A 20,567-nucleotide genomic window follows, 5' to 3' on the forward strand; every position below is an offset into this window, starting at 1 on the left:
GCTGCATGCGAGGCGTCGAAGAGAGTGGAATGCGTGGGAAGCGACGGATCGCGATTGCGGGGGCGGACCGTCAGACCACGTCGTTTCGCGGTCCGGCTCTCGGCAGCTCGCCGAAGACGTGCTCGCCGCAGTGCTCCTTCACCCAGGTTACCGTGACAGGTTCGCGCGCGACGAGGCGCTTGACCAGCGGCACGGCCTGTTCGCCGAGCAGGATGCCGAGCAGGCCGACGAGCGCCACCACCGGCGGCGCGGGCGAGCGCACGTGCAGGAGGCCGTAGATGGCGCCGACAAGCAGGCCGGCGGCGAACGACAGCAGGTAGAGTTTCATCGTGGCGCGCTCCGGTGCGTGGCATGGACTTGCGCCGCCGCGACATCCCGCGGCGGCGTCCGGCACAACGGCACTCAGTCGTGTGCGGTCGGCACCCGGTACGGCGGCAGCTGCGTGGCGGCGGCGCCGTGCACCATCGTGTAGGCGTATTCGACGCCGACGCCGTAGGCGCCGCAGTGGGTCTTCACGATGTCCATCACGGCGTCGTAGGTGCCGCGGTGGCCCCAGTCGCGCTGCCATTCGAGCATCACCGACAACGCGGTCACGGGCACCGCGCCGGCCTGGACCACGCGCCGCATCGCGTTGTCGTGCGCCAGCGCGCTGACGTCGCCGCAGCAGTCCTCCACCACGTACACCTCGTAGCCGTCGTGCAGTGCCTGCACCGTCGGCAGCGCGACGCAGGTTTCGGTCCACAGCCCCGACAGCACGATCTTGCGGCGGCCGCTGCGTTCGATGGCGGCGAGGAAGTTGGCATCGTCCCACGCGTTCATCGTGCTGCGCTCGATCGGCGTACTGTCCGGCAGTGCGGCGAGGATCTGCGGCCAGGTGTGGCCGCTGAACGCCTTGCTTTCGACCGACGACAGCACGGTCGGCACGCCGAACACCTGCGCGGCCTTGGCCAGCAGCAGGTTGTTGTTGATCACGCTCTGGCGGTCGAAATTGCTCACGCCGAACAGCATCTGCGGCTGCAGGTCGATCATCGCCACCACGCAGTTGTCGGGCGTGAGCAGGCCTTTTTCGCTGAGCTTGGGACGGGTCGGTTGCGGCATCGCTGTGTCCTCGGATGGGTCGGCGGGCGGCGCTGGCGCCGGCTCGCGACAGTGTGTGCGTGCGCGCGCCGGCACGATTGCATTTGCGTGCGTCAGATGTCGCGGTGCGCCCGCGTCGCGGCCGCCACGGCTGGACCGCCCACGAAATGCCGAACCACGGGCACGTGTCCGGCGGCCTGCAGCGCACGGATGCCCTCCTGCAGGCGTCGCTCGTCGCCGGTCACGCGATCGTGCTGGCGCAGGTGTTCGAGCCACGAGGCGACGACGAAGTACTCCAGATGCGTGCCGGGCGACGCAACATCTTCCAGCACGTTCCACTGGACCGCACCGTCGCGCCGGCGGCTGCGGCCGAGCTGCGCCATGAGGTCGAGGAAGGCGTCCCGATCGCTCGCGTCCACGCGGTATTCGACGGTCACGAGCACCGGCCCGCGTTCGCCCTCCGGCTCTTCCGCCACCACCGGCTGCGGCCAGTGCGCCGATGCCGCGACATCGAGCGACTCCACCGCGGCCAGACGGAAGCGCAGTGCCCACACGGCCGCCAGCGCGGTCGCGACGGCCGCCGCCAGCAGCGCGACCCGCAGGCTCGCATGCTGCGCGAGCGCGCCCCAGCCCAGGCTGCCCGCGCCCATGCCGAGCGCGAAGATCACGATGTACAGCGACAGCGCGCGTGCGCGCACCCACTGCGGCACCGAGGTCTGCGCCGCGATCTGGAACGACGACAGCACCGTGATCCAGCTCGCGCCGTTGAGCAGCATCACCGCGCCGAGCAGGGTCGGGTCCGTCAGCGCCGCCGTTGCCGCGATGCACGCGGCCTGCAGCAGGCATGCGAACAACACCATGCGGTCGCGATCCATCCGCGCGCGCAGCCGCGGCAGCAGCAGCGCGCCGGCCAGCGCGCCGACGCCGATGCAGCCGAGCAGCGCGCCATAGGTGGCGGCCTCGCCGCCGAGGTCGCGCCGCACCAGCGTCGGCAGCAGCGCGGGCAGTGCGCTGGCGAAGAAAAAGAAACTCGCGGCACGGGCCAGCACCGCGCGGAACACGGTGGCCTGCGCGGCGTAGCGCAGGCCCGCGCGCAGCGCGTCGCCGACGTGTTCGCGCGGCAGGCGGCCGGCGTCCGGAGGCCGTTTCCAGACCCACAGCACGGCCAGCATGCCGGCGAAGCTGACGGCGTTAAAGGCAAAGGCCCACGGGGGCCCGGCCTGCGCGACGACGACGCCGCCGAGTGCCGGACCGACCGAACGCGCGATGTTCATGCTGATCGACGACAGCGCCACGGCCGGCGGCAGCAGGTCGCGCGACACCAGTTCGGACGTGGTGGCGGCCTGCGCCGGCATCGCCATCGCGGCGCCGCAGCCCAGCGCAAACGTCAATGCGAGCAGCGACCAGGGTTGCAGCATCCCGGACCATGCCAGCGCCGCCAGCAGCGCCGCGATGCCGCACATCCAGGCCTGCGTCCACAGCAGATAGCGGCGGCGGTCGACGATGTCGGCCAAGGCGCCCGCAAGCAGCGCGAGGAACACCACCGGCAGCGTGGTCGCCGACTGCACCGCCGCCACCCACAGCGGCGAATCGGTGGCTTCGGCCATCATCCACGCGGCGGCGACATCGTGCATCCAGGTGCCGATGTTGCTGCCGAGAATGGCGAGCCACATCGCGCGGAACATCGGCACGGCCAGCGGCGACCACGCGCCGGGTGCGACGTGCTGCGATTCGTTCACCGGCTCAGAACGCGAAGCAGGCGCAGCCGAGCGCGCCCCAGAACGCGCCGTCGGCGGCGCCGGGCACGTCGTGCGCGGCGGCGTGGGTGTGCGCGTGCACCCGGCAGGCCGGCGCGGCGGCGACGCGCGCGGCCGGCGCGATGGCGTGGCGCACCGGCGACCAGTCCGGCATCGGCGCCGGCAGCAGCGGCGCCAGTGCGCGGTGCCGACCGGCGCCGTGCACGATGCGCCCGCCGACCACGGTGAGCTCGCTCTCGATGGCCGGAATGTCGGCCTCGTCCACCGCGAAGAAATCCGCCGACAGCACCGCGAAGTCGGCGTACTGCCCGACCGCGAGCGCGCCCTTGCGCGCCTGCTCGTTCGAGAACCACGCGCTGCCGTGCGTCCACAGCCGCAGGGCTTCGTCGCGTTCGAGCCGATTGTCGTCGCCGTACAGCGCGGTTCCGCCGAGCGTGCGCCCGCTGACCAGCCAGTACAGCGCGATCCACGGGTTGTAGCTCGCCACGCGCGTGGCGTCGGTGCCGGCGCCGACCGGCACGCCGGCATTAAGCATGCGACGGATCGGCGGCGTGTGCGCGGCGGCGGCCGCGCCGTAACGTTCGACGAAGGCCTCGCCCTGGAAGGCCATGCGGTGCTGCACCGCGATGCCGCCGCCGAGCGCGCGCACCCGGTCGATATTGCGCGGCGAGATGGTTTCGGCATGGTCGACGATCCAGTGCAGACCGTCGAACGGCACCTCGCGGTTCACCCGCTCGTACACGTCGAGGATGCGTGCGATCGATTCGTCGTAGGTCGCGTGGATGCGGAACGGCCAGCGCTGCTGCACGAGGAAGCGCACCACGGCGTCGAGGCCGTCCTCCATCGAGGCCGGCAGATCCGGCCGGGGTTCGTTGAACAGCTCGAAGTCCGCTGCGGAGAACACCAGCATCTCGCCCGCGCCGTTGTGGCGCAGCATGGCGTCGCCCTGGCCGGGCGAAAGCAGCGTCGTCCAGCGCCGAAAGTCCTCGAGTTCGCCGCCCGGGTTCTGGGTGAACAGGTTGTAGGCGATGCGCACGGTCAGCGCATCCTCGCGATGCAGCTGCTCGATGATCGCGTAATCCTCGGGATAGTTCTGGAAGCCGCCGCCGGCGTCGATCACCGAGGTGATGCCGAGGCGGTTGAGCTCGCGCATGAAGTGGCGCGTGGAATTGTGCTGGTACTCGGGCGGCAGGCGCGGGCCCTTGGCGAGCGTGGCGTAGAGGATCAGCGCGTTCGGTTTGGCCAGCAGCAGCCCGATCGGGTTGCCGGCCTTGTCGCGTTCGATCCTGCCGCCGGGCGGATCGGGCGTGTCGCGGGTGTAGCCCACGGCGCGCAGCGCGGCGCGATTGAGCAGCGCGCGGTCGTACAGGTGCAGCAGGAAGACCGGCGTGTCGGGTGCGAGGGCGTTGAGTTCGTCGAGCGTGGGCAGACGCTTCTCGTCGAACTGGTGCGCGGTGAAGCCGCCGACCACGCGCACCCACTGCGGCGCCGGCGTGATCGCGACCTGCGCGCGCAGCATCGCCATCGCGTCGGCCAGCGACCGCACGCCGTCCCAGCGCAGCTCCAGATTGTAGTTGAGGCCGCCGCGGATGAGATGCGTGTGGCTGTCGTTGAGGCCGGGGATCAGGCAGGCGCCGTGCGCATCGATGACGCGTGTGGCGGGATCTTGCAGCGGCATCACGTCGGCGTCGCTGCCGATGGCGGCGATGCGTCCGTCGCGCACCGCCAGCGCCGTGGCGCGCGGGCGTGCGGGGTCGAGCGTGTGGATGCGCGCGTTGCGCACGATCAGATCGGGCATCGGGCTGTCCCTGGTCGAATGGTCGCGCGGTCCCGAGCCGCGCCGGGTCGGGGCGCAGCCGCCGAGCGCGAGAGCGCCGGCCGCAATGATGCCTTGCGACAGGCGGCGACGGGTCTCGTCGGGCGCGGTCATCGCAGCGCCACCTGGCGACGGCCGTCGATCGACCACGCGCCTGCCCCGATCAGCGCCACGGCGAGCAGCATGCAGGTCCAGAACACCGGATATTCCATGCCGCCGTGCATCCAGAACCAGCCGGCGGGGCGGGCGATCGGCACGGTGGTGGCGAGAAACGCCACGCCGAGCGCTGCCGCCGGCCGCGTGAACAGTCCGAGCACCAGCAGCACGCCGACGCCGGCCTGCACCAGCGCCAGCAGCAGCGGCAACGGCGCGGCGGCGGGAAGCCCGAACTGCTGCAGCTCGGCCGCAAACCCGGTGAGCCCGGGGCCGCCGAACCAGCCGAACAGCTTTCCGAATCCATGCGGCAGCAGAAACCCGCCGGCGGCGACGCGCAGGATCAGCAGCGCGAGCGAATGCGAAGCGGGGGCGAAGCGCAGTGGAAGCGAGGCAGCGTGCATCGTGCGATCCCGGCAACTGCGAAGGGCAGCGCCTGCAGCATGCCGGTGCATCCGGCGCGACGGATTGCATCGGCGTGCGCGGACGGCGACCGCGCCCCGGTCGTTGACGTTGTCGTCCGGATGTTCGGATGCGTAATCTCGCGTCGGCGGCCAACGTGGATGGCGCTCTGCGGTGAACCTGAATTCACTGCTTTGCGGCTGCACGTGCCGGATTCGGCACCATCGGCGCAGCCCGAGAAAACGCTTGACACGCCGTATTGCTGCGGTACAGCATCGACCTCCCATGCAGCCGTCCAGCGCCATCGCCGCCACCCTGCCCTGCCGCGCCACCGCGCTGGCCGGCCGCGTCGCGCTCGTACTTCCGCTCGTACTTATTACCGGACATCCGTGCGGAGCGGCGACCTGGGACTGATCCAACGCACCACCCCCAGACCACCGAAACCCCGCACCGGGCAACCCGTGCGGGGTTTCGAGTTTCTGGGGTCCGAAAAAGTGAATCCGAATCCGCAGTTTTCCCCATCCCACCTCGAGCAGACGCCAGACACTCCATGCAAAGCGACGCCATCAAGACCGGACCGTCCCGCGCCGCCGCACGCGCCATGCTGCATGCGACGGGGCTCGACGCCGCGGCCATCGCGAAACCGCTGATCGCGGTGGTGCACAGTTGGTCGGATGTGTCGCCGTGCAACATCAACCTGCGTGACCTGGCGCAGCACGTGCGGCGCGGCATCCTGGCCGCGGGCGGCACGCCGATCGAGTTCAACACCATCGCCGTCACCGACGGCATCGCGATGGGCACGGCGGGCATGCGTGCGTCGCTGGCCTCGCGCGAGCTGATCGCCGATTCGATCGAACTGGCGGTGCGTGGCCACTGCCTCGACGGCGTGGTGGTGCTGTGCGGCTGCGACAAGACCATCCCCGCCGCCGCAATGGCGCTGGCGCGGCTCGACCTGCCCGGCCTGATGCTCTACGGCGGCAGCATCCTGCCCGGCTGCCACAAGAACCGCGACATCACGATCCAGGAAGTGTTCGAAGCCGTCGGCGCACACGCCGCGGGCAAGATCGACGATGCCGAACTGACCGCGATCGAAACCTCGGCCTGCCCTGGCGCCGGCGCCTGCGGCGGCCAGTTCACCGCCAACACGATGGCGCTGGCGACGACCTTCCTCGGCCTCGCGCCGATGGGGCTCAACGATATCCCCGCCGTCGATCCGAGCAAGACCGATGCGGCCTACGCCTGCGGCGAACGCGTGATGGAGCTGTTCCGCAGCAACACCAGCGCGCGTTCGTTCGTCACCGCGACGTCGCTGCGCAATGCGGCGGTCGCGTGCACCGCGACCGCAGGCTCGACCAACACCGTGCTGCACCTCGTCGCCATCGCGCGCGAGGCCGGCATCGATTTCTCCATCGACGAGTTCCACGCGATCAGCGAACGCACGCCGGTGATCGGCGACCTCAAGCCCGGCGGCCGCTACATGGCGCCGGACATGTACCTCGCCGGCGGTTCGCGCCTGCTCGGCGCGCGCCTGAAGGACGCCGGTCTGCTCAGCGACGAACCCACGGTCAGCGGAAAATCGCTGTTCGAGGAAGTCGCGACGTTCGAGGAGCGCGAAGGCCAGCAGGTGATCCGCCCGCTCGACAACCCGGTGAAAGCGCGCGGCGGCTACGGCGTAATCTACGGCAACATCGCGCCGGACGGCTGCGTGGTGAAACTCGCCGGCCACGCGCAGCTGCGATTCGAAGGCACGGCGCGTGTGTTCGACAGCGAGGACGCGTGTTTCGCCGCGGTGCAGGCGCGCAGGATCGTGGCGGGTGATGTGGTCGTGATCCGCGGCGAAGGCCCGGTCGGCGGCCCCGGCATGCGCGAGATGCTCGCGGTGACGGCGGCGCTCGTGGGCCAGGGTCTCGGCGGCGAGATCGCGCTGATCACCGACGGCCGCTTCTCCGGCGCCACCTACGGCTTCATGTGCGGGCACATCTGCCCGGAAGCCGCGCTGGGCGGCCCGATCGGCAAATTGCGCGACGGCGACCGCATCGTCATCGACGTCGAGAACCGCACGCTCTCCACCGACGCCGATCTCGCGTCACGCGACACCGAATGGACCGCGATCAACGAACGCGTCTACACCGGCGCGCTTGCCAAATACGCCGCGCAGGTCAGCTCCGCATCGACCGGTGCGGTGACCGCGTTCCCGCCGCCTCGCTTCTGAGCATCACTGCATCGCGCCAGCGCAAATCCACATCGCTTCTCCTCCACCTCGTTCCAGATCCGCGCCCTTCCCACCGCTCTCCAACACACGCTCGCAAGGACTCACCGCAATGAAGACGTACTCCACCGCCGACGCCAACCCCGCCGCCCTCCGCGACAAGACCACCGTCATCTACGGCTACGGCAGCCAGGGGCGCGCGCACGCGCGCAACCTGCACGACTCCGGCTTCAGGGTGTTGGTGGCGGCGCGCGCCGGCGGCCCGAGCTTCGCGCAGGCGCAAGCCGACGGCCTCGACGTCGACACGCCGGAAAATGCCGTGCCGAAGGGCGATCTGATCGCGCTACTCACGCCGGACATGCAGCAGGCCGACGTCTACCGCGACGTGATCGCGCCGCACGCCAAGCCGGGTGCCGCGCTGCTGTTCGCGCACGGGTTCAACGTGCATTTCGGCCAGATCGCGCCGCGCACGGATCTCGACGTCATTCTCGTTGCACCCAAAGGCCCGGGCGCGCTGGTGCGCCGCCAGTACGAGGAAGGCCGCGGCGTGCCCAGCCTGATGGCGATCCACCAGGACGCCACCGGCAAGGCCAAGGAACTCGCGCTGGCCTATGCCGACGGCATCGGCGGCACGCGCGGCGGCGTCATCGAAACCTCGTTCGCCGAGGAGACCGAGACCGATCTGTTCGGCGAGCAGGCCGTGCTGTGCGGCGGCGCGACGGAACTCGTCGTGATGGGCTTCGAGACGCTGGTGGAAGCCGGTTACCAGCCGGAAGTGGCGTACTTCGAATGCCTACACGAACTCAAACTCATCGTCGACCTACTGCACGAAGGCGGCATGGCGAAGATGCACCAGTTCATCTCCGAAACCGCGCAGTACGGCGACCTCACGCGCGGCCCGCGCGTGGTCGACGAGCACACCCGCACGCAGATGCGCGCGGTGCTGCGCGAGATCCAGGACGGGCAATTCGCGCGTGAATGGGTGAACGAGCACAAGAGCGGGCGCGGCAAGTACATGGAACTCAAGCAGCGCGATCTGGATCACCAGATCGAAACGGTGGGCCAGCGGCTGCGCGCGAGCATGAGCTGGCTGCGTGATTCGGCGTCGGCGAAGAAGGAAGCCACCGAGAAGCAGACCGCGCCGGCGGCCTGATCCTCACCTCACTCCGCTCGAAGCCCCCTCTCCCCGTGGGAGAGGGGTTGGGGAGAGGGTCCGGGACGCCTCGACGCAGCTTCCCAACTCGACCTCGTCGACCGTACTACCTCATACGTCACCACCCACTGAAGCAAGACTCCAACCCTGCGTTCCAACCGAACCCTCATCCGGCGCTTCGCGCCACCTTCTCCCATGGGGAGAAGGGCAAGCGACGCTCCGCTTCGAACCGGACGCATCGCAAACCCAAACGATCAATGCATCACGCCCGACCGAGAACAGACCAGACCACCATGACCACGTCCACCCCCGCCACCCCGAAGCAGCTCCGCGGCGCCGACGCGCTGCTGCTCGCGCTCGAGGCGGAAGGCGTCGCGCTGGTCTTCGGCTACCCCGGCGGCGCGATCATGCCGGTCTACGACGCCCTCGTGGATTCCCCGATCCGCCACATCCTCGTGCGCCACGAACAGGCCGCCGCACTCGCCGCGAACGGCCACGCGCGTCATACCGGCGAAGTCGGCGTCTGCATGGCCACCAGCGGCCCGGGCGCCACCAACCTCGTCACCGGCATCGCCGACGCCTTCCTCGATTCGGTGCCGATGGTCGCGATCACCGGCCAGGTGCCGCAGTCGTTGATGGGCACCGATGCCTTCCAGGAAGTCGACGTGCTCGGCATCACCCTGCCGATCGTCAAGCACAGCTACGTGATCCGCGATGCGAATACGTTGTTCGACACGGTGCGCGAAGCGTTCGCGATTGCGCGCGAGGGGCGGCCGGGGCCGGTGTTGATCGACATCCCCAAGGACGTGGCGACAACAACGCTGTCGCCAGCAGCCTCGACGCATGCGCTTGCCGCAGCACCCCAATCCTCCCCGCTGTCATCCCGGCGAACGCCGGGATCCAGCGCCCCTGGATTTCCAGCCAACGAGCAAGGCAACAGGGCACTGGATCCCGGCGTTCGCCGGGATGACGCCGAGCGTGCGTGTCGAGCAGCGCCACCACAGGCGTCGTCGAACACGACGGCGGTCGGCATCACCATCGACCCCGCCGCGCTCCAGCGCGCCCGCAACCTCATCGCCAACGCCAAACGCTCGGTGCTCTACACCGGCTACGGCATCGGCCTCGCCCGCGCCACCGACGCCTTCCGCGCCATGGCCCGCGCCACCGGCATCCCCGTCGTCAGCACGCTGAAAGGCCTCGGCGCCCTCCCCACCGACGACACCCAGTTCCTCGGCATGCTCGGCATGCACGGCACCCGCGCCGCCAACATGGCCGTGCAGGCCTCCGACCTGCTGATCTGCATCGGCGCCCGCTTCGACGACCGCGCCACCGGCAAACTCGCCGAGTTCGCACCGCACGCAAAAGTCATCCACATGGATGTCGACGCCGCGGAAGTCTCCAAGCTGCGCTACGCCAACGTCCACCTCGTCGGCGACCTCAACGCGTTGCTGCCGCAACTGCACGTCGCACCCGACATCACCGACTGGCAGGTGCACTGCGAAACCGCACGCGCCGGTTCGCTGCCGCGCTACGACGCCCCCGGCGAAAAAATCTACGCCCCCGCCCTGCTGCGCCGCCTCAGCGAACTCGCGAGCGACGACACCGTCATCGCCTGCGACGTCGGCCAGCACCAGATGTGGGTCGCGCAGCACTGCGTGCACCGCCAGATCCACCAGCACCTCACCAGCGGCGGCCTCGGCACGATGGGCTTCGGCCTGCCCGCGGCGATGGGCGTTGCGCTCGCTCGCCCCGGCACGCCGGTGGTGTGCGTCAGCGGCGACGGCTCGATCATGATGAACATCCAGGAACTCGCCACGCTGCGCCGCTACGGCGTGCCGGTGAAGATCCTGCTGCTCGACAACGGCGTGCTCGGCATGGTGCGGCAGCAGCAGGAACTGCTGTACGGCGAGCGTTATTCCGAGATCGACCTGTCCGACAACCCCGATTTCGCGCAGGTCGCACGCGCCTTCGGCATCAAGGCGCTGAGCCTGGACACGCGCGCCGGCATCGACGCCGCGCTGCGCGCCCTGCTCGACAGCGACGGCCCCTGCCTGCTGCACGTCAGCATCGACCCGCACACCAACGTCTGGCCGTTCGTGCCGCCGAACACGGCCAACGACCGCATGCTCGACGACACCGCGTCACCCACCCGCACCGCCCGCCCGGAGACCACCCATGCTTGAGCTCACACTGACCCTCGCCCCCGCCGAAGGCGCGCTGGTGCGCGTGCTCGGGCTCATCGAACGGCGCGGCTTCCGCCTCGGCGCGATCCGCAGCGAACCCTCGCCGCGCGGTCTCGACGTCTTCCTGCAACTGCCCGCCGACCGCCCCGGCGACGTGCTGCTGCGCCAGGTGCAGCGCCTGCACGACGTGCGCGCGGCCTCGCTCGACATCGCACGCAGCGCGTATCCCGCAGCGCGCCCGAACGTTCCGGTGCCGGCACGCCGCGGCATCGAACACGCCATCGAATCCGGCGCGGAGGCCGTGCCCGTATGAGCGCAACCGCCACCGACCACGTCCGCATCTTCGACACCACGCTGCGCGACGGCGAGCAGTCCCCCGGCTGCTCGATGACCACGCCGCAGAAACTGCTGATGGCCTCGATGCTCGCCGACCTCGGCGTCGACGTGATCGAAGCCGGCTTCGCCGCCGCGAGCCCCGACGACTTCCACGCCGTGTCGTCGATCGCGAAGCAGGTGCGCGGCAGCAGCGTCGCCGCGCTCGCGCGCTGCCAGCGCAACGACATCGAACGCGCCGCCGCCGCGCTCGAACATGCGCAGGCGCCGCGCATCCACATCTTCATCGCCACCTCCGACCTGCATCTCGAACACAAGCTGCGCATGACGCGGCAGCAGGTGCTCGATTCGATCGTCGAACACGTGACGCTGGCGCGCTCGCTGTGCGCCGACGTCGAGTTCTCCGCCGAAGACGCCTCGCGCTCGGACCTCGGCTTCCTCGTGCAGGCGCTGGAACTGGCGATCGAACACGGCGCCACCACGCTCAACATCCCGGACACCGTTGGCTACGCCGTGCCGGCGGAGTACGGCGCACTGTTCGCGCACCTGAAGGCCAACGTGCGCGGCATCGAACGCGCCGTACTGTCCAGCCACTGCCACGACGACCTCGGCCTCGCCGTCGCCAACTCGCTGGCCGCGATCGAGAACGGCGCGCGCCAGGTCGAGTGCACCATCAACGGCATCGGCGAACGCGCCGGCAACGCCTCGATGGAAGAAATCGTCATGGCGCTGCGCACGCGGCCGCAGCATTTCGGCACGCAGACGCGCATCCGCACGCAGAAGCTGTATCCGGCCTCGCGCCAGCTGATCGCGGTGACCGGCAGCGTGATCGCGCGCAACAAGGCCATCGTCGGCGAGAACGCCTTCGCGCACGAAAGCGGCATCCACCAGCACGGCATGCTGCGCAACCGCGCCACGTACGAAATCATGTCGCCGGAGGACGTGGGCGTGTCGCGGTCGTCTCTGGTGCTGGGCAAGCACAGCGGGCGTGCGGCCTTGTCGGATCGTCTGAAGCAACTCGGGTTCGAGCTCGACGAAGCCTCGCTCAACCAGGCCTTCGCCGCCTTCAAGACGCTGGCCGACCGTAAGAAGGAAGTGTTCGACGCGGACCTGGAATCGATCGCGATGGGTGCGCGCGGCGACGAGACCGGTCCGTGGCGGTTGCTGTCGATGCAGATCGCCGGCGAGATCGGCCACGGCGCGTCGCCGAAGGCTACGGTGAAGCTGTCGCACGCGGATGGACGCGTGGTGCAGGAAAGCGCCGTCGGCGATGGTCCGGTGCATGCAATGTTCTCGGCGATCGAGCGCGTCACCGATTTCCGCCACGAACTGCGCGAGTACCAGGTGCGATCGCTCACCGAAGGCGAAGACGCGCAGGGCGAAGCGCGCGTGAAGATCCACGCCGAGGGACGCGATTACCATGGCCGCGCGGTCTCGACCGATGTGCTGGAAGCCAGCGCGCTGGCACTGATCGAAGTCGTCAACCGCATCGAACGCCGTCGTACCCTGATCGCACAGACGGAGGTCGCCGCCTGACCCCTCACCCTCCCCGTAAAGCCCCTCTCCCCGTGGGAGAGGGGTTGGGGAGAGGGTCCGGGATGCCAGCCACGCCAAACGCACCTCGACCTGATCAACCGTATTACTGCAAATCAAACACCAACCTCATACGTCACGACCGCTCGGGCAAACCCACCGCACCACTCCGCCCGAACCCTCATCCGGCGCTACGCGCCACCTTCTCCCACGGGGAGAAGGACAAGCAGACAACCGCAACACCGGAGCCGCAATGAAAACCTCCCCCTACATCTGGTTCAACGGCAAGCTCGTCCCCTGGGCCGACGCCAACGTGCACGTCATGACCCACGCCCTGCACTACGGCTCCTCGGTCTTCGAAGGCGTGCGCTGCTACTCGACACCGGACGGCCCCGCCCTCTTCCGCATCGGCGACCACATCGAGCGCCTGTTCGAATCGGCCAAGATCTACCGCATGCAGTTGCCCTACACGCAGGACGAGCTCATCGCCGCGTGCCGCACCTCGATCACCGAAAACAACCTCTCCTCCGCCTACCTGCGCCCCATCGCCTTCCGCGGCAACACCGGCTTCGGCGTCGCACCGCCGGCCGACGGCCCGATCGACGTGCTGGTGATTGCCGCCGAATTCGGCGCGTACCTGGGCGAAGAAGGCCTGAAGAACGGCATCGACGCCTGCATCACCAGCTGGAACCGCGCTGCGCCGAACACCTTCCCCACCGGCGCCAAGGCCGGCGGCAACTACCTCTCCAGCCAGCTGATCGCGATGGAAGCGCGCCGCCTCGGCTTCGGCGAAGGCCTGGCGCTGTCGGTCGACGGCCAGCTCAGCGAGGGCGCGGGCGAGAACCTGTTCGTGATCCGCAAGGGCAGGATCTACACCCCGCCCGCGGCCGCGTCGATCCTCGTCGGCATCACGCGCGACACGATCTTCCAGCTTGCGAAGATGCTCGGCTTCGAGGTGGTGGAACAGGTGCTGCCGCGCGAGATGCTGTATGTCGCGGACGAGGTGTTCCTCACCGGCACGGCGGCGGAAATCACGCCGGTGCGCTCGGTGGATGGCATCACCGTCGGCAAGGGCTCGCGCGGGCCGATCACGGAGGCGTTGCAGGATGCGTTCTTCGGGTTGTTCGACGGGCGCACGGCGGACGAGTGGGGCTGGCTGGATCAGGTGAATGCGAAGAACGCTGAGCAGACCAAGACCGGCGCAACGTTTGCGGAAGTGGCTTGACGCGCGCGCCAGTCGCCCAGTCCGCAGATCGCTTGTCAAATCCACTCGAATCCACTGACCCTACCGCACACGACGCCGCACCCCTCCCAACCGTCATTCCCGCGAATGCGGGAATCCATTGACCTTTCTTTGCTCTGCGGGGAAGAGTCAACGTCAAAACCGAGCAAGGTCACTGGATTCCCGCATTCGCGGGAATGACGAGCGTGGTGGGGTATGGCGTCATCCGTCACACCCGACATACGAACCAAAACACGAGCCGCCGCCAGCAAGACGCCGCCATGACCACACCCCGCACCATCATCGAAAAAATCTGGGACGCGCATGCAGTGCGAGAGGAAACCGCCGACGCCCCGGCCATCCTCTACATCGACCTGCACCTCGTGCACGAAGTCACCACGCCGCAGGCCTTCGCCGAACTGCGCGAGCGCAACCTCCCCGTGCGCCGCCCCGACCGCACCCTCGCCACGCTCGACCACTCCACACCCACGCTGCCACCGAACCCCGACGGCTCGCTGCCCTACGACAACGCCGCCACCGCCGAACAGGTGGCCACGATGGAGCGCAACTGCGCCGACTTCGGCATCACCCTGCACGGCTTCGGCTCCGGCCAGCGCGGCGTGGTGCACGTCATGGGCCCGGAACTGGGCGCCACGCAGCCGGGCATGACCATCGTCTGCGGCGACTCGCACACCGCCACGCACGGTGCGTTCGGCGCGTTGGCGTTCGGCATCGGCACCACCGAAGTCGGCCACGTGCTCGCCACGCAATGCCTGCTGCAGCAGCGCCCGAAAACGCTCGCGGTCACCGTGAACGGCACGCTGCCGCCCAACGTCGGCGCGAAGGACCTGATCCTGCACATCATCGGCCGGCTCGGCATGGACGGCGGCACCGGCCACGTCATCGAGTACCGCGGCGAAGCGATCCGCGCGCTGTCGATGGAAGGCCGCATGACCCTGTGCAACATGTCGATCGAAGCCGGCGCACGCGCTGGCCTCGTCGCGCCCGACCTGGCCACGTTCGACTACCTGCGCGGCCGCCCGCATGCGCCGCAGGGCGCGGCGTTCGATGCCGCCGTCGAGCGCTGGAAGACCTTCACCAGCGACGACGGCGCCACGTTCGATCGCGAACTGATCGTCGATGCCGCCGACGTCGCACCGACGGTCACGTGGGGCACGAACCCCGGCCAGGTCGTCGCCATCGACGGCATCGTGCCGCGCGCCGACGACGCACTCACGCAGCGCGCACTCGACTACATGCAGTTCCACGGCGATGCACCGCTGCTCGGCGAACACGTCGACGTGGTCTTCATCGGCTCCTGCACCAACGGCCGCATCAGCGACCTGCGCGAAGCCGCCGGCGTGCTGCGCGGCCGCCACGTCGCGTCGCACGTGCGCATGCTCGTGGTGCCCGGCTCGGACGCCGTGAAACGCCAGGCCGAAGCCGAAGGCCTGCACCACATCGTGCGCGCCGCCGGCGCCGAGTGGCGCGAACCGGGCTGTTCGATGTGCATCGGCATGAACGGCGATCGCGTCGCGGCCGGGCAACTCGCGGTCAGCACGTCGAATCGCAACTTCGAAGGCCGCCAGGGCAAGGGTGCGCGCACCGTGCTTGCCAGCCCCGCAACCGCCGCTGCCGCCGCGGTCGCGGGTGTGATCGCCGACCCACGCAACTATCCGCCCCTGCCCGCCGATACACACGAGGCCGCCGCCTGATGGACGCCTTCACCCGCTTCACCTCGGTCGCGGCCGTGCTGCCGAACGAGAACATCGACACCGACCAGATCATCCCGGCGCGCTTCCTCACCACCACGCAGCGTGCCGGCCTCGGCAAGTTCGCCTTCGCCGACTGGCGCTACGACGCCGATGGCCGCGAACGCGCCGAGTTCCCGCTGCACCGTGCCGACCTGCGCGGCGCCGGCATCCTGCTCGGCGGCCGCAACTTCGGCTGCGGCTCCTCGCGCGAACACGCGCCGTGGGCGCTGCTCGACATGGGCATCCGCGCCGTGATCTCGACGCGCATCGCCGACATCTTCCGCAACAACGCGCTGAAGAACGGCCTGCTGCCAATCGTCGTCGGCGAGGACGAATGGCAGCGACTCGCCGCGTTCGAAGCACGCGAACTGACGATCGACCTCGACACGCAACGCATCGAGCTGCCGGACGGCGGCGCGATCCCGTTCGACATCGACGGCTTCGCGCGCCAGTGCCTGCTGCGCGGCGTCGATCAGCTAGGTTACCTGCTGTCCGAGGATGCTGCGATCTCGCGCTTCGAGCAGACACACGACGCACTGACGCGTGCAGCCTGATCCGCGCCCCGCCTTTTTCGAATCACGAATCCCGAATCACCAATCCCGACAAATGAAATCAACCATCGCACTCCTGCCCGGCGACGGCATCGGCCCCGAGGTCTGCGTGCAGGCCCGCGCGCTGATCGACGCCGTCGCAACCCGTTTCAACCATGACTTCGCCATCGAAGAAGCCCTGATCGGTGGCGCCGCGATCGACGCCCATGCCGATCCGCTGCCGCCGGCCACCGTCGCCGTGTGCGAGCGCGCCGACGCGGTGCTGCTCGGCGCGGTCGGCGGTCCGAAGTGGTCCGACCCGAACGCACGCGTGCGTCCGGAACAGGGCCTGCTGAAACTGCGCGCCACGCTCGGCGTGTTCGCCAACCTGCGCCCCGTGAAGCCGCACCCCGTGGCCGCGAAGTACTCGCCGCTGAAACCGAAACTCCTCAACGGCGTCGATCTGCTGTTCGTGCGCGAACTCACCGGCGGCGTTTACTTCGGCGAGAAAAGGCGCGAAGGCGACGTGGCCTTCGACGCCTGCCGCTACAGCGTGCAGGAAGTCGAACGCGTCACACGCAAGGCCGCGCTGCTGGCGCGCGGACGCAGCGGAAAGATCACGCATGTCGACAAGGCCAACGTGCTCGAAACCTCGCGCCTGTGGCGCAGCACGGTCACGCGCGTGTTGCGTGACGAGTTCCCGGACATCGCGCTGGAACACGTGCTGGTGGATGCGATGGCGATGCACCTGCTGACCAAGCCGGCGGAGTTCGACGTGATCCTCACCGAGAACCTGTTCGGCGACATCCTCACCGACGAAGCCTCCGTGCTCGGGGGGTCTATGGGGCTGCTGCCGTCGGCGTCGCTGGGTGATGGCAAGGCGGGGTTGTACGAGCCGATCCATGGCTCGGCGCCGGACATCGCGGGGCGCGGGATCGCCAATCCGTATGCGACCTTGCTGTCGGTGGCGTTGCTGTTGCGGCATTCGCTCGGGTTGGATCGGGAGGCGGTGGCGGTGGAGGCGGCGGTGTCGGATGCGCTGGATGCGCGGGTGCTTACGCGTGATCTGACGCGGCGGAATGCCGTGTCGACGGCGGAGGCGGGCGCTTGGGTCGTGCGACGCCTCGCCGAATGACCTACGCGCCGATGACATCGACCTCGCCACCCCTCACCCGTCGTCCCGGCGAACGCCGGGACCCAGTGACGTTGCTCGGTTGATTCCGCACGCAAGAACAACGTCGCTGGGTCCCGGCGTTCGCCGGGACGACGGAGTGTGGTGGCGTTGCACGTCTGCGGCCATGCGAAACACCGCGAGACACTGGCGACACGCGCCGTGGATCGATGCAGCGTATCGATCGACGGGTGCCGGACAACGAGCGCCTTGAGCATGTCCTCGACCGCGCTACCGCCCATCGACAGCAGCACCTGGCTCCGCGCCATCCTCACCGCACCGGTGTACGACGTCGCCCGCCGCACCCCGCTCGACCACGCGCCGCGCCTGAGCACGCGGCTCGCCAACACCATCCTGCTCAAGCGCGAAGACCTGCAACCCGTCTTCTCCTTCAAACTCCGCGGCGCCTACAACCGCCTCGCGCAGCTCACCGCCGACGAACGCACACGCGGTATCGTCGCCGTCTCCGCCGGCAACCACGCGCAGGGCGTCGCACTCGGTGCGAAACAACTCGGCATCGACGCCGTCATCGTGATGCCGGCCACCACACCGCAGATCAAGATCGACGCCGTGCGCGCACACGGCGCAACCACCGTGCTGCATGGCGACTCCTACGACGACGCCGCCGCCCACGGCCGCATGCTCGCCGAGCAGCAGGGCCGCGCGCTGATCCACCCCTACGACGACGACGCCGTCATCGCCGGCCAGGGCACGGTTGCGATGGAGCTGATGGCGCAGCATCAGGGCAAGCTCGACGCGGTCTTCATCCCGGTCGGCGGCGGCGGCCTCGCGGCCGGCATGGCGGTGTACCTGAAGGCGCTCGATCCTTCGATCCGCATCGTCGCCGTCGAACCCGACGATGCTGCCTGCCTCGCCGCCGCACTTGCACACGGCACACCGACACGCCTCGACCACGTCGGCATCTTCGTCGACGGCTGCGCCGTGCGGCAGATCGGCGAGGCGCCGTTTGCGCTGCTGCGTGAACTGGTCGACGAAGTGATCACCGTCGACGCCGACCAGGTCTGCGCCGCGATCCGCGACGTGTTCGAGGACACCCGCTCCATCGTCGAACCCGCCGGCGCACTCGCCGTCGCCGGCATGAAACGCTGGATCGAGGCGAACCCCGGCGAGGCGCGCACCTTCGCCGCCGTGCTCAGCGGCGCCAACATGAACTTCGACCGCCTCGGCCACGTCGCCGAACGCGCCGCCGTCGGCGAACAGCACGAAGCGCTGTTCGGCGTGACGATTCCCGAGCAGCCGGGCTCCTTCCTCGGCTTCTGCCGCAACATCGGCCGCCGCGCCATCACCGAATTCAACTACCGCTACCACGGCCGCACCGCCGCCGACGGCACCGCGCAGGGCGCGCAGGTGTACGTGGGCGTCGCGCTCAAGGGCGGCACCGCGGAACGCAGCACGATCCGGCAGGCGCTGCAGGCCGGCGGTTACGCGGTGTCGGACTACACCGAGAACGAAGTCGCGCGCCTGCACGTTCGGCATCTCGTCGGCGGGCCGTCGCCGCTCGCGCGCGAACGGCTGTTTCGCTTCGAATTCCCCGAGCGCCCCGGCGCGTTGCTGCAGTTCCTCGAAACGCTCGGCACGCACTGGAACATCAGCCTGTTCCACTACCGCAGCCACGGCGCGGCGAACGGGCGCGTGCTGGCGGGGTTCGAGATCGATGCGGCGCAGGATGCGGCGTTCGAGGCGGATCTGGCGCGGTTGGGATTCTGGTTTACGGAAGAGACCGGCAATCCGGCGCTGCGGCAGTTCGTCGGCGCGGGCTGATCGACGACAGTCGACGTCGCTCGCACCCGCTCCGTCACCTTGGAGATGCCGCACCGGGGTCCGGCCGCGTCTTCCTTTCGATCGTCGGTTGCCGATGTAGCCTGTTGTCCTCGCAGCAAAGACGGCCACCATCTCGCGTGCGTCGCCCCCAGAAAACCCGTCGTCCCGGCGAAAGCCGGGACCCAGCGGCGTCTCTTCGGGTTGGAACGACAGCGACACCAAGCAACGTCACTGGGTCCCGGCTTTCGCCGGGACGACGGCGGGTGAGGTGACGGATGGCGAATTGGGTGCGGGCTTCGCTGGTTGCGATCCGCGCAGAGCCCGACCACTCGATGTGTCGTGCCAGCTTCATTCTGACGGCAGTGTGCGAAGGCCACGATGACAAGCGAGCACTGCTGCGCCGGACCGAACTGCAACCGCAACGCGATCGCGTTACGCTCGCCCCTCTGCCTTGAGCGTGTCCCGCGAATGCAACGTCGCCACCCGATCGCCCTTCTCGCCACCCTGATGTTCGTCGTCAGCGCACCCGCCTTCGCATGGAGCGGATTCGGCCATCAACTCGTCGGCGAACTGGCCGAGCGGCAGCTGTCCGAAAGCGCGCGCGCGCAGATCGCCGACCTGCTGCGCGACGAGCCGGAGCAGACGCTCGCGTCGGTCGCCACGTGGCCCGACACGGTCCGCAAACAGGCCGCGTGGAAGTTCACGGCGCCGTTCCACTACGTGTACATCCAGGACGATGCGTGCCGCTACGACGCCGCACGCGATTGCCCCGACGGCAGCTGCATCGTCGCCGCCATCGACCGATACGGCGCCGAACTGCGCGATGCCACGCTGCCGCGCGAGCAGCGCGCGCAGGCGCTGAAGTTTGTCGTGCATTTCGTCGGCGACGTGCACCAGCCGCTGCATGCAGGCAACCGCACGGACGAGGGCGGCAACGAGTTCCAGGTGAACCTCGACGGCGAAGGCACCAATCTGCATTCGGTGTGGGACTACCGCATCCTGCACAGTGCACAGCTCGACCTGCAGACCTACGCCGACCGCCTCGACGCGCAGCGCCGGCGCGCGCCCGGTCTCGCGAACGGCGACAGCGCGGCGTGGGCGATGGAATCGTGCTCCGCGCTCGCGGCGCAGGCGGCGTATCCGGCGAAGCCCGGCAAGCTCGATCCGTCGTATCTCGTCGACAAGCGCGGTTACGTCGAGCAGCGCGTGGTGCAGGCCTCCGAACGCCTCGCGGCGATGCTGGAGCGCGCGCTTGGCGTCGGTGCCGGGCCGTGAAGCATGCCTTGGCCGCGCCGCGGTTCACCTGCCCGCAGGGCAAGCGGCGTTGAACGAAACGGCGCCGCGCCGCAGCGGCGCTCCGCGGCGACCGGCGTTGCCGATCGACCCGGCCCGAGACCGCCACCGCACGGCCTAGCGCGCCGACCACGTCTGCGCCGACGCTTGCATCACGCAGCCGCACGCACGAAGGTGTGCACACCGCCCGTCCCCGATG

At 69.2% G+C, this 20,567-nt stretch carries 15 protein-coding genes and 2 pseudogenes; 12 read left to right on the top strand and 5 right to left on the bottom strand.

Features of this window, described 5'->3' with window-relative positions:
* Positions 1–70: 70 nt before the first annotated feature.
* The 5 genes from HNQ52_RS14090 to HNQ52_RS14105 form a co-directional block, all read right to left on the bottom strand.
* Positions 71–328, bottom strand: a complete 258-nt coding sequence (locus tag HNQ52_RS14090; RefSeq protein WP_183961807.1) for a DUF1427 family protein — start codon at positions 326–328, stop codon at positions 71–73.
* 74 nt (positions 329–402) lie between these two features.
* The gene (locus HNQ52_RS14095) at positions 403–1,098 is read right to left on the bottom strand and encodes a hydrolase (RefSeq protein ID WP_183961808.1); all 696 of its coding nucleotides are present in this window, start codon (positions 1,096–1,098) and stop codon (positions 403–405) included.
* A 92-nt stretch (positions 1,099–1,190) separates the two neighbouring features.
* The gene (locus HNQ52_RS14100) at positions 1,191–2,816 is read right to left on the bottom strand and encodes an MFS transporter (RefSeq protein ID WP_343059374.1); all 1,626 of its coding nucleotides are present in this window, start codon (positions 2,814–2,816) and stop codon (positions 1,191–1,193) included.
* Positions 2,817–2,820: 4 nt separating this feature from the next.
* Entirely contained in the window at positions 2,821–4,632 is a 1,812-nt protein-coding gene (locus tag HNQ52_RS17265; RefSeq protein WP_246387850.1) for an amidohydrolase, read from the bottom strand.
* Positions 4,633–4,760: 128 nt separating this feature from the next.
* A complete protein-coding gene (locus tag HNQ52_RS14105) occupies positions 4,761–5,207 on the bottom strand; it encodes a DoxX family protein (protein ID WP_183961810.1) in 447 nt (148 codons plus the stop codon).
* 548 nt (positions 5,208–5,755) lie between these two features.
* On the opposite strand from HNQ52_RS14105, the gene ilvD reads away from it, so the two are divergent.
* The 12 genes and pseudogenes from ilvD to HNQ52_RS14160 all read left to right on the top strand — a co-directional run bounded on the left by ilvD (position 5,756) and on the right by HNQ52_RS14160 (position 20,350).
* Positions 5,756–7,417: a dihydroxy-acid dehydratase gene (ilvD, locus tag HNQ52_RS14110; RefSeq protein ID WP_183961811.1), complete on the top strand. Its 1,662-nt coding sequence runs from the start codon at positions 5,756–5,758 to the stop codon at positions 7,415–7,417.
* A 109-nt stretch (positions 7,418–7,526) separates the two neighbouring features.
* Positions 7,527–8,567, top strand: a complete 1,041-nt coding sequence (gene ilvC / locus HNQ52_RS14115; RefSeq protein WP_183961812.1) for a ketol-acid reductoisomerase — start codon at positions 7,527–7,529, stop codon at positions 8,565–8,567.
* A 293-nt stretch (positions 8,568–8,860) separates the two neighbouring features.
* Positions 8,861–9,442, top strand: a pseudogene (locus HNQ52_RS17585) (thiamine pyrophosphate-binding protein); the annotation flags it as partial.
* Between the two features lie 165 nt (positions 9,443–9,607).
* Positions 9,608–10,750, top strand: a pseudogene (locus HNQ52_RS17270) (thiamine pyrophosphate-dependent enzyme); the annotation flags it as partial.
* Entirely contained in the window at positions 10,743–11,063 is a 321-nt protein-coding gene (locus tag HNQ52_RS14125) for an ACT domain-containing protein (RefSeq protein WP_183961813.1), read from the top strand. The pseudogene HNQ52_RS17270 and the gene HNQ52_RS14125, both read left to right, overlap by 8 nt.
* A complete protein-coding gene (locus HNQ52_RS14130; protein WP_183961814.1) occupies positions 11,060–12,619 on the top strand; it encodes a 2-isopropylmalate synthase in 1,560 nt (519 codons plus the stop codon). The genes HNQ52_RS14125 and HNQ52_RS14130 overlap by 4 nt, the downstream gene beginning before the upstream one ends.
* 250 nt (positions 12,620–12,869) lie before the next feature.
* The gene (locus HNQ52_RS14135; RefSeq protein ID WP_183961815.1) at positions 12,870–13,841 is read left to right on the top strand and encodes a branched-chain amino acid transaminase; all 972 of its coding nucleotides are present in this window, start codon (positions 12,870–12,872) and stop codon (positions 13,839–13,841) included.
* A gap of 278 nt (positions 13,842–14,119) precedes the next feature.
* Positions 14,120–15,553, top strand: a complete 1,434-nt coding sequence (gene leuC / locus HNQ52_RS14140; protein ID WP_183961816.1) for a 3-isopropylmalate dehydratase large subunit — start codon at positions 14,120–14,122, stop codon at positions 15,551–15,553.
* On the top strand, positions 15,553–16,146 hold the full coding sequence (leuD, locus tag HNQ52_RS14145) for a 3-isopropylmalate dehydratase small subunit (RefSeq protein ID WP_183961817.1): 594 nt from the start codon (positions 15,553–15,555) through the stop codon (positions 16,144–16,146). Before leuC ends, leuD begins: the two co-directional genes overlap by 1 nt.
* 52 nt (positions 16,147–16,198) lie before the next feature.
* Complete coding sequence (gene leuB / locus HNQ52_RS14150; RefSeq protein WP_183961818.1) at positions 16,199–17,257, top strand: 3-isopropylmalate dehydrogenase; 1,059 nt, start codon at positions 16,199–16,201, stop codon at positions 17,255–17,257.
* Positions 17,258–17,509: 252 nt separating this feature from the next.
* Positions 17,510–19,075 (top strand): threonine ammonia-lyase, biosynthetic, encoded by a 1,566-nt coding sequence (gene ilvA / locus HNQ52_RS14155; protein WP_183961819.1) that lies wholly within the window; start codon positions 17,510–17,512, stop codon positions 19,073–19,075.
* Between the two features lie 468 nt (positions 19,076–19,543).
* The gene (locus tag HNQ52_RS14160; protein WP_183961820.1) at positions 19,544–20,350 is read left to right on the top strand and encodes a S1/P1 nuclease; all 807 of its coding nucleotides are present in this window, start codon (positions 19,544–19,546) and stop codon (positions 20,348–20,350) included.
* Positions 20,351–20,567: the final 217 nt, after the last annotated feature.

The organism is Chiayiivirga flava, assembly GCF_014202825.1.
Classification (GTDB): domain Bacteria; phylum Pseudomonadota; class Gammaproteobacteria; order Xanthomonadales; family Xanthomonadaceae; genus Chiayiivirga; species Chiayiivirga flava.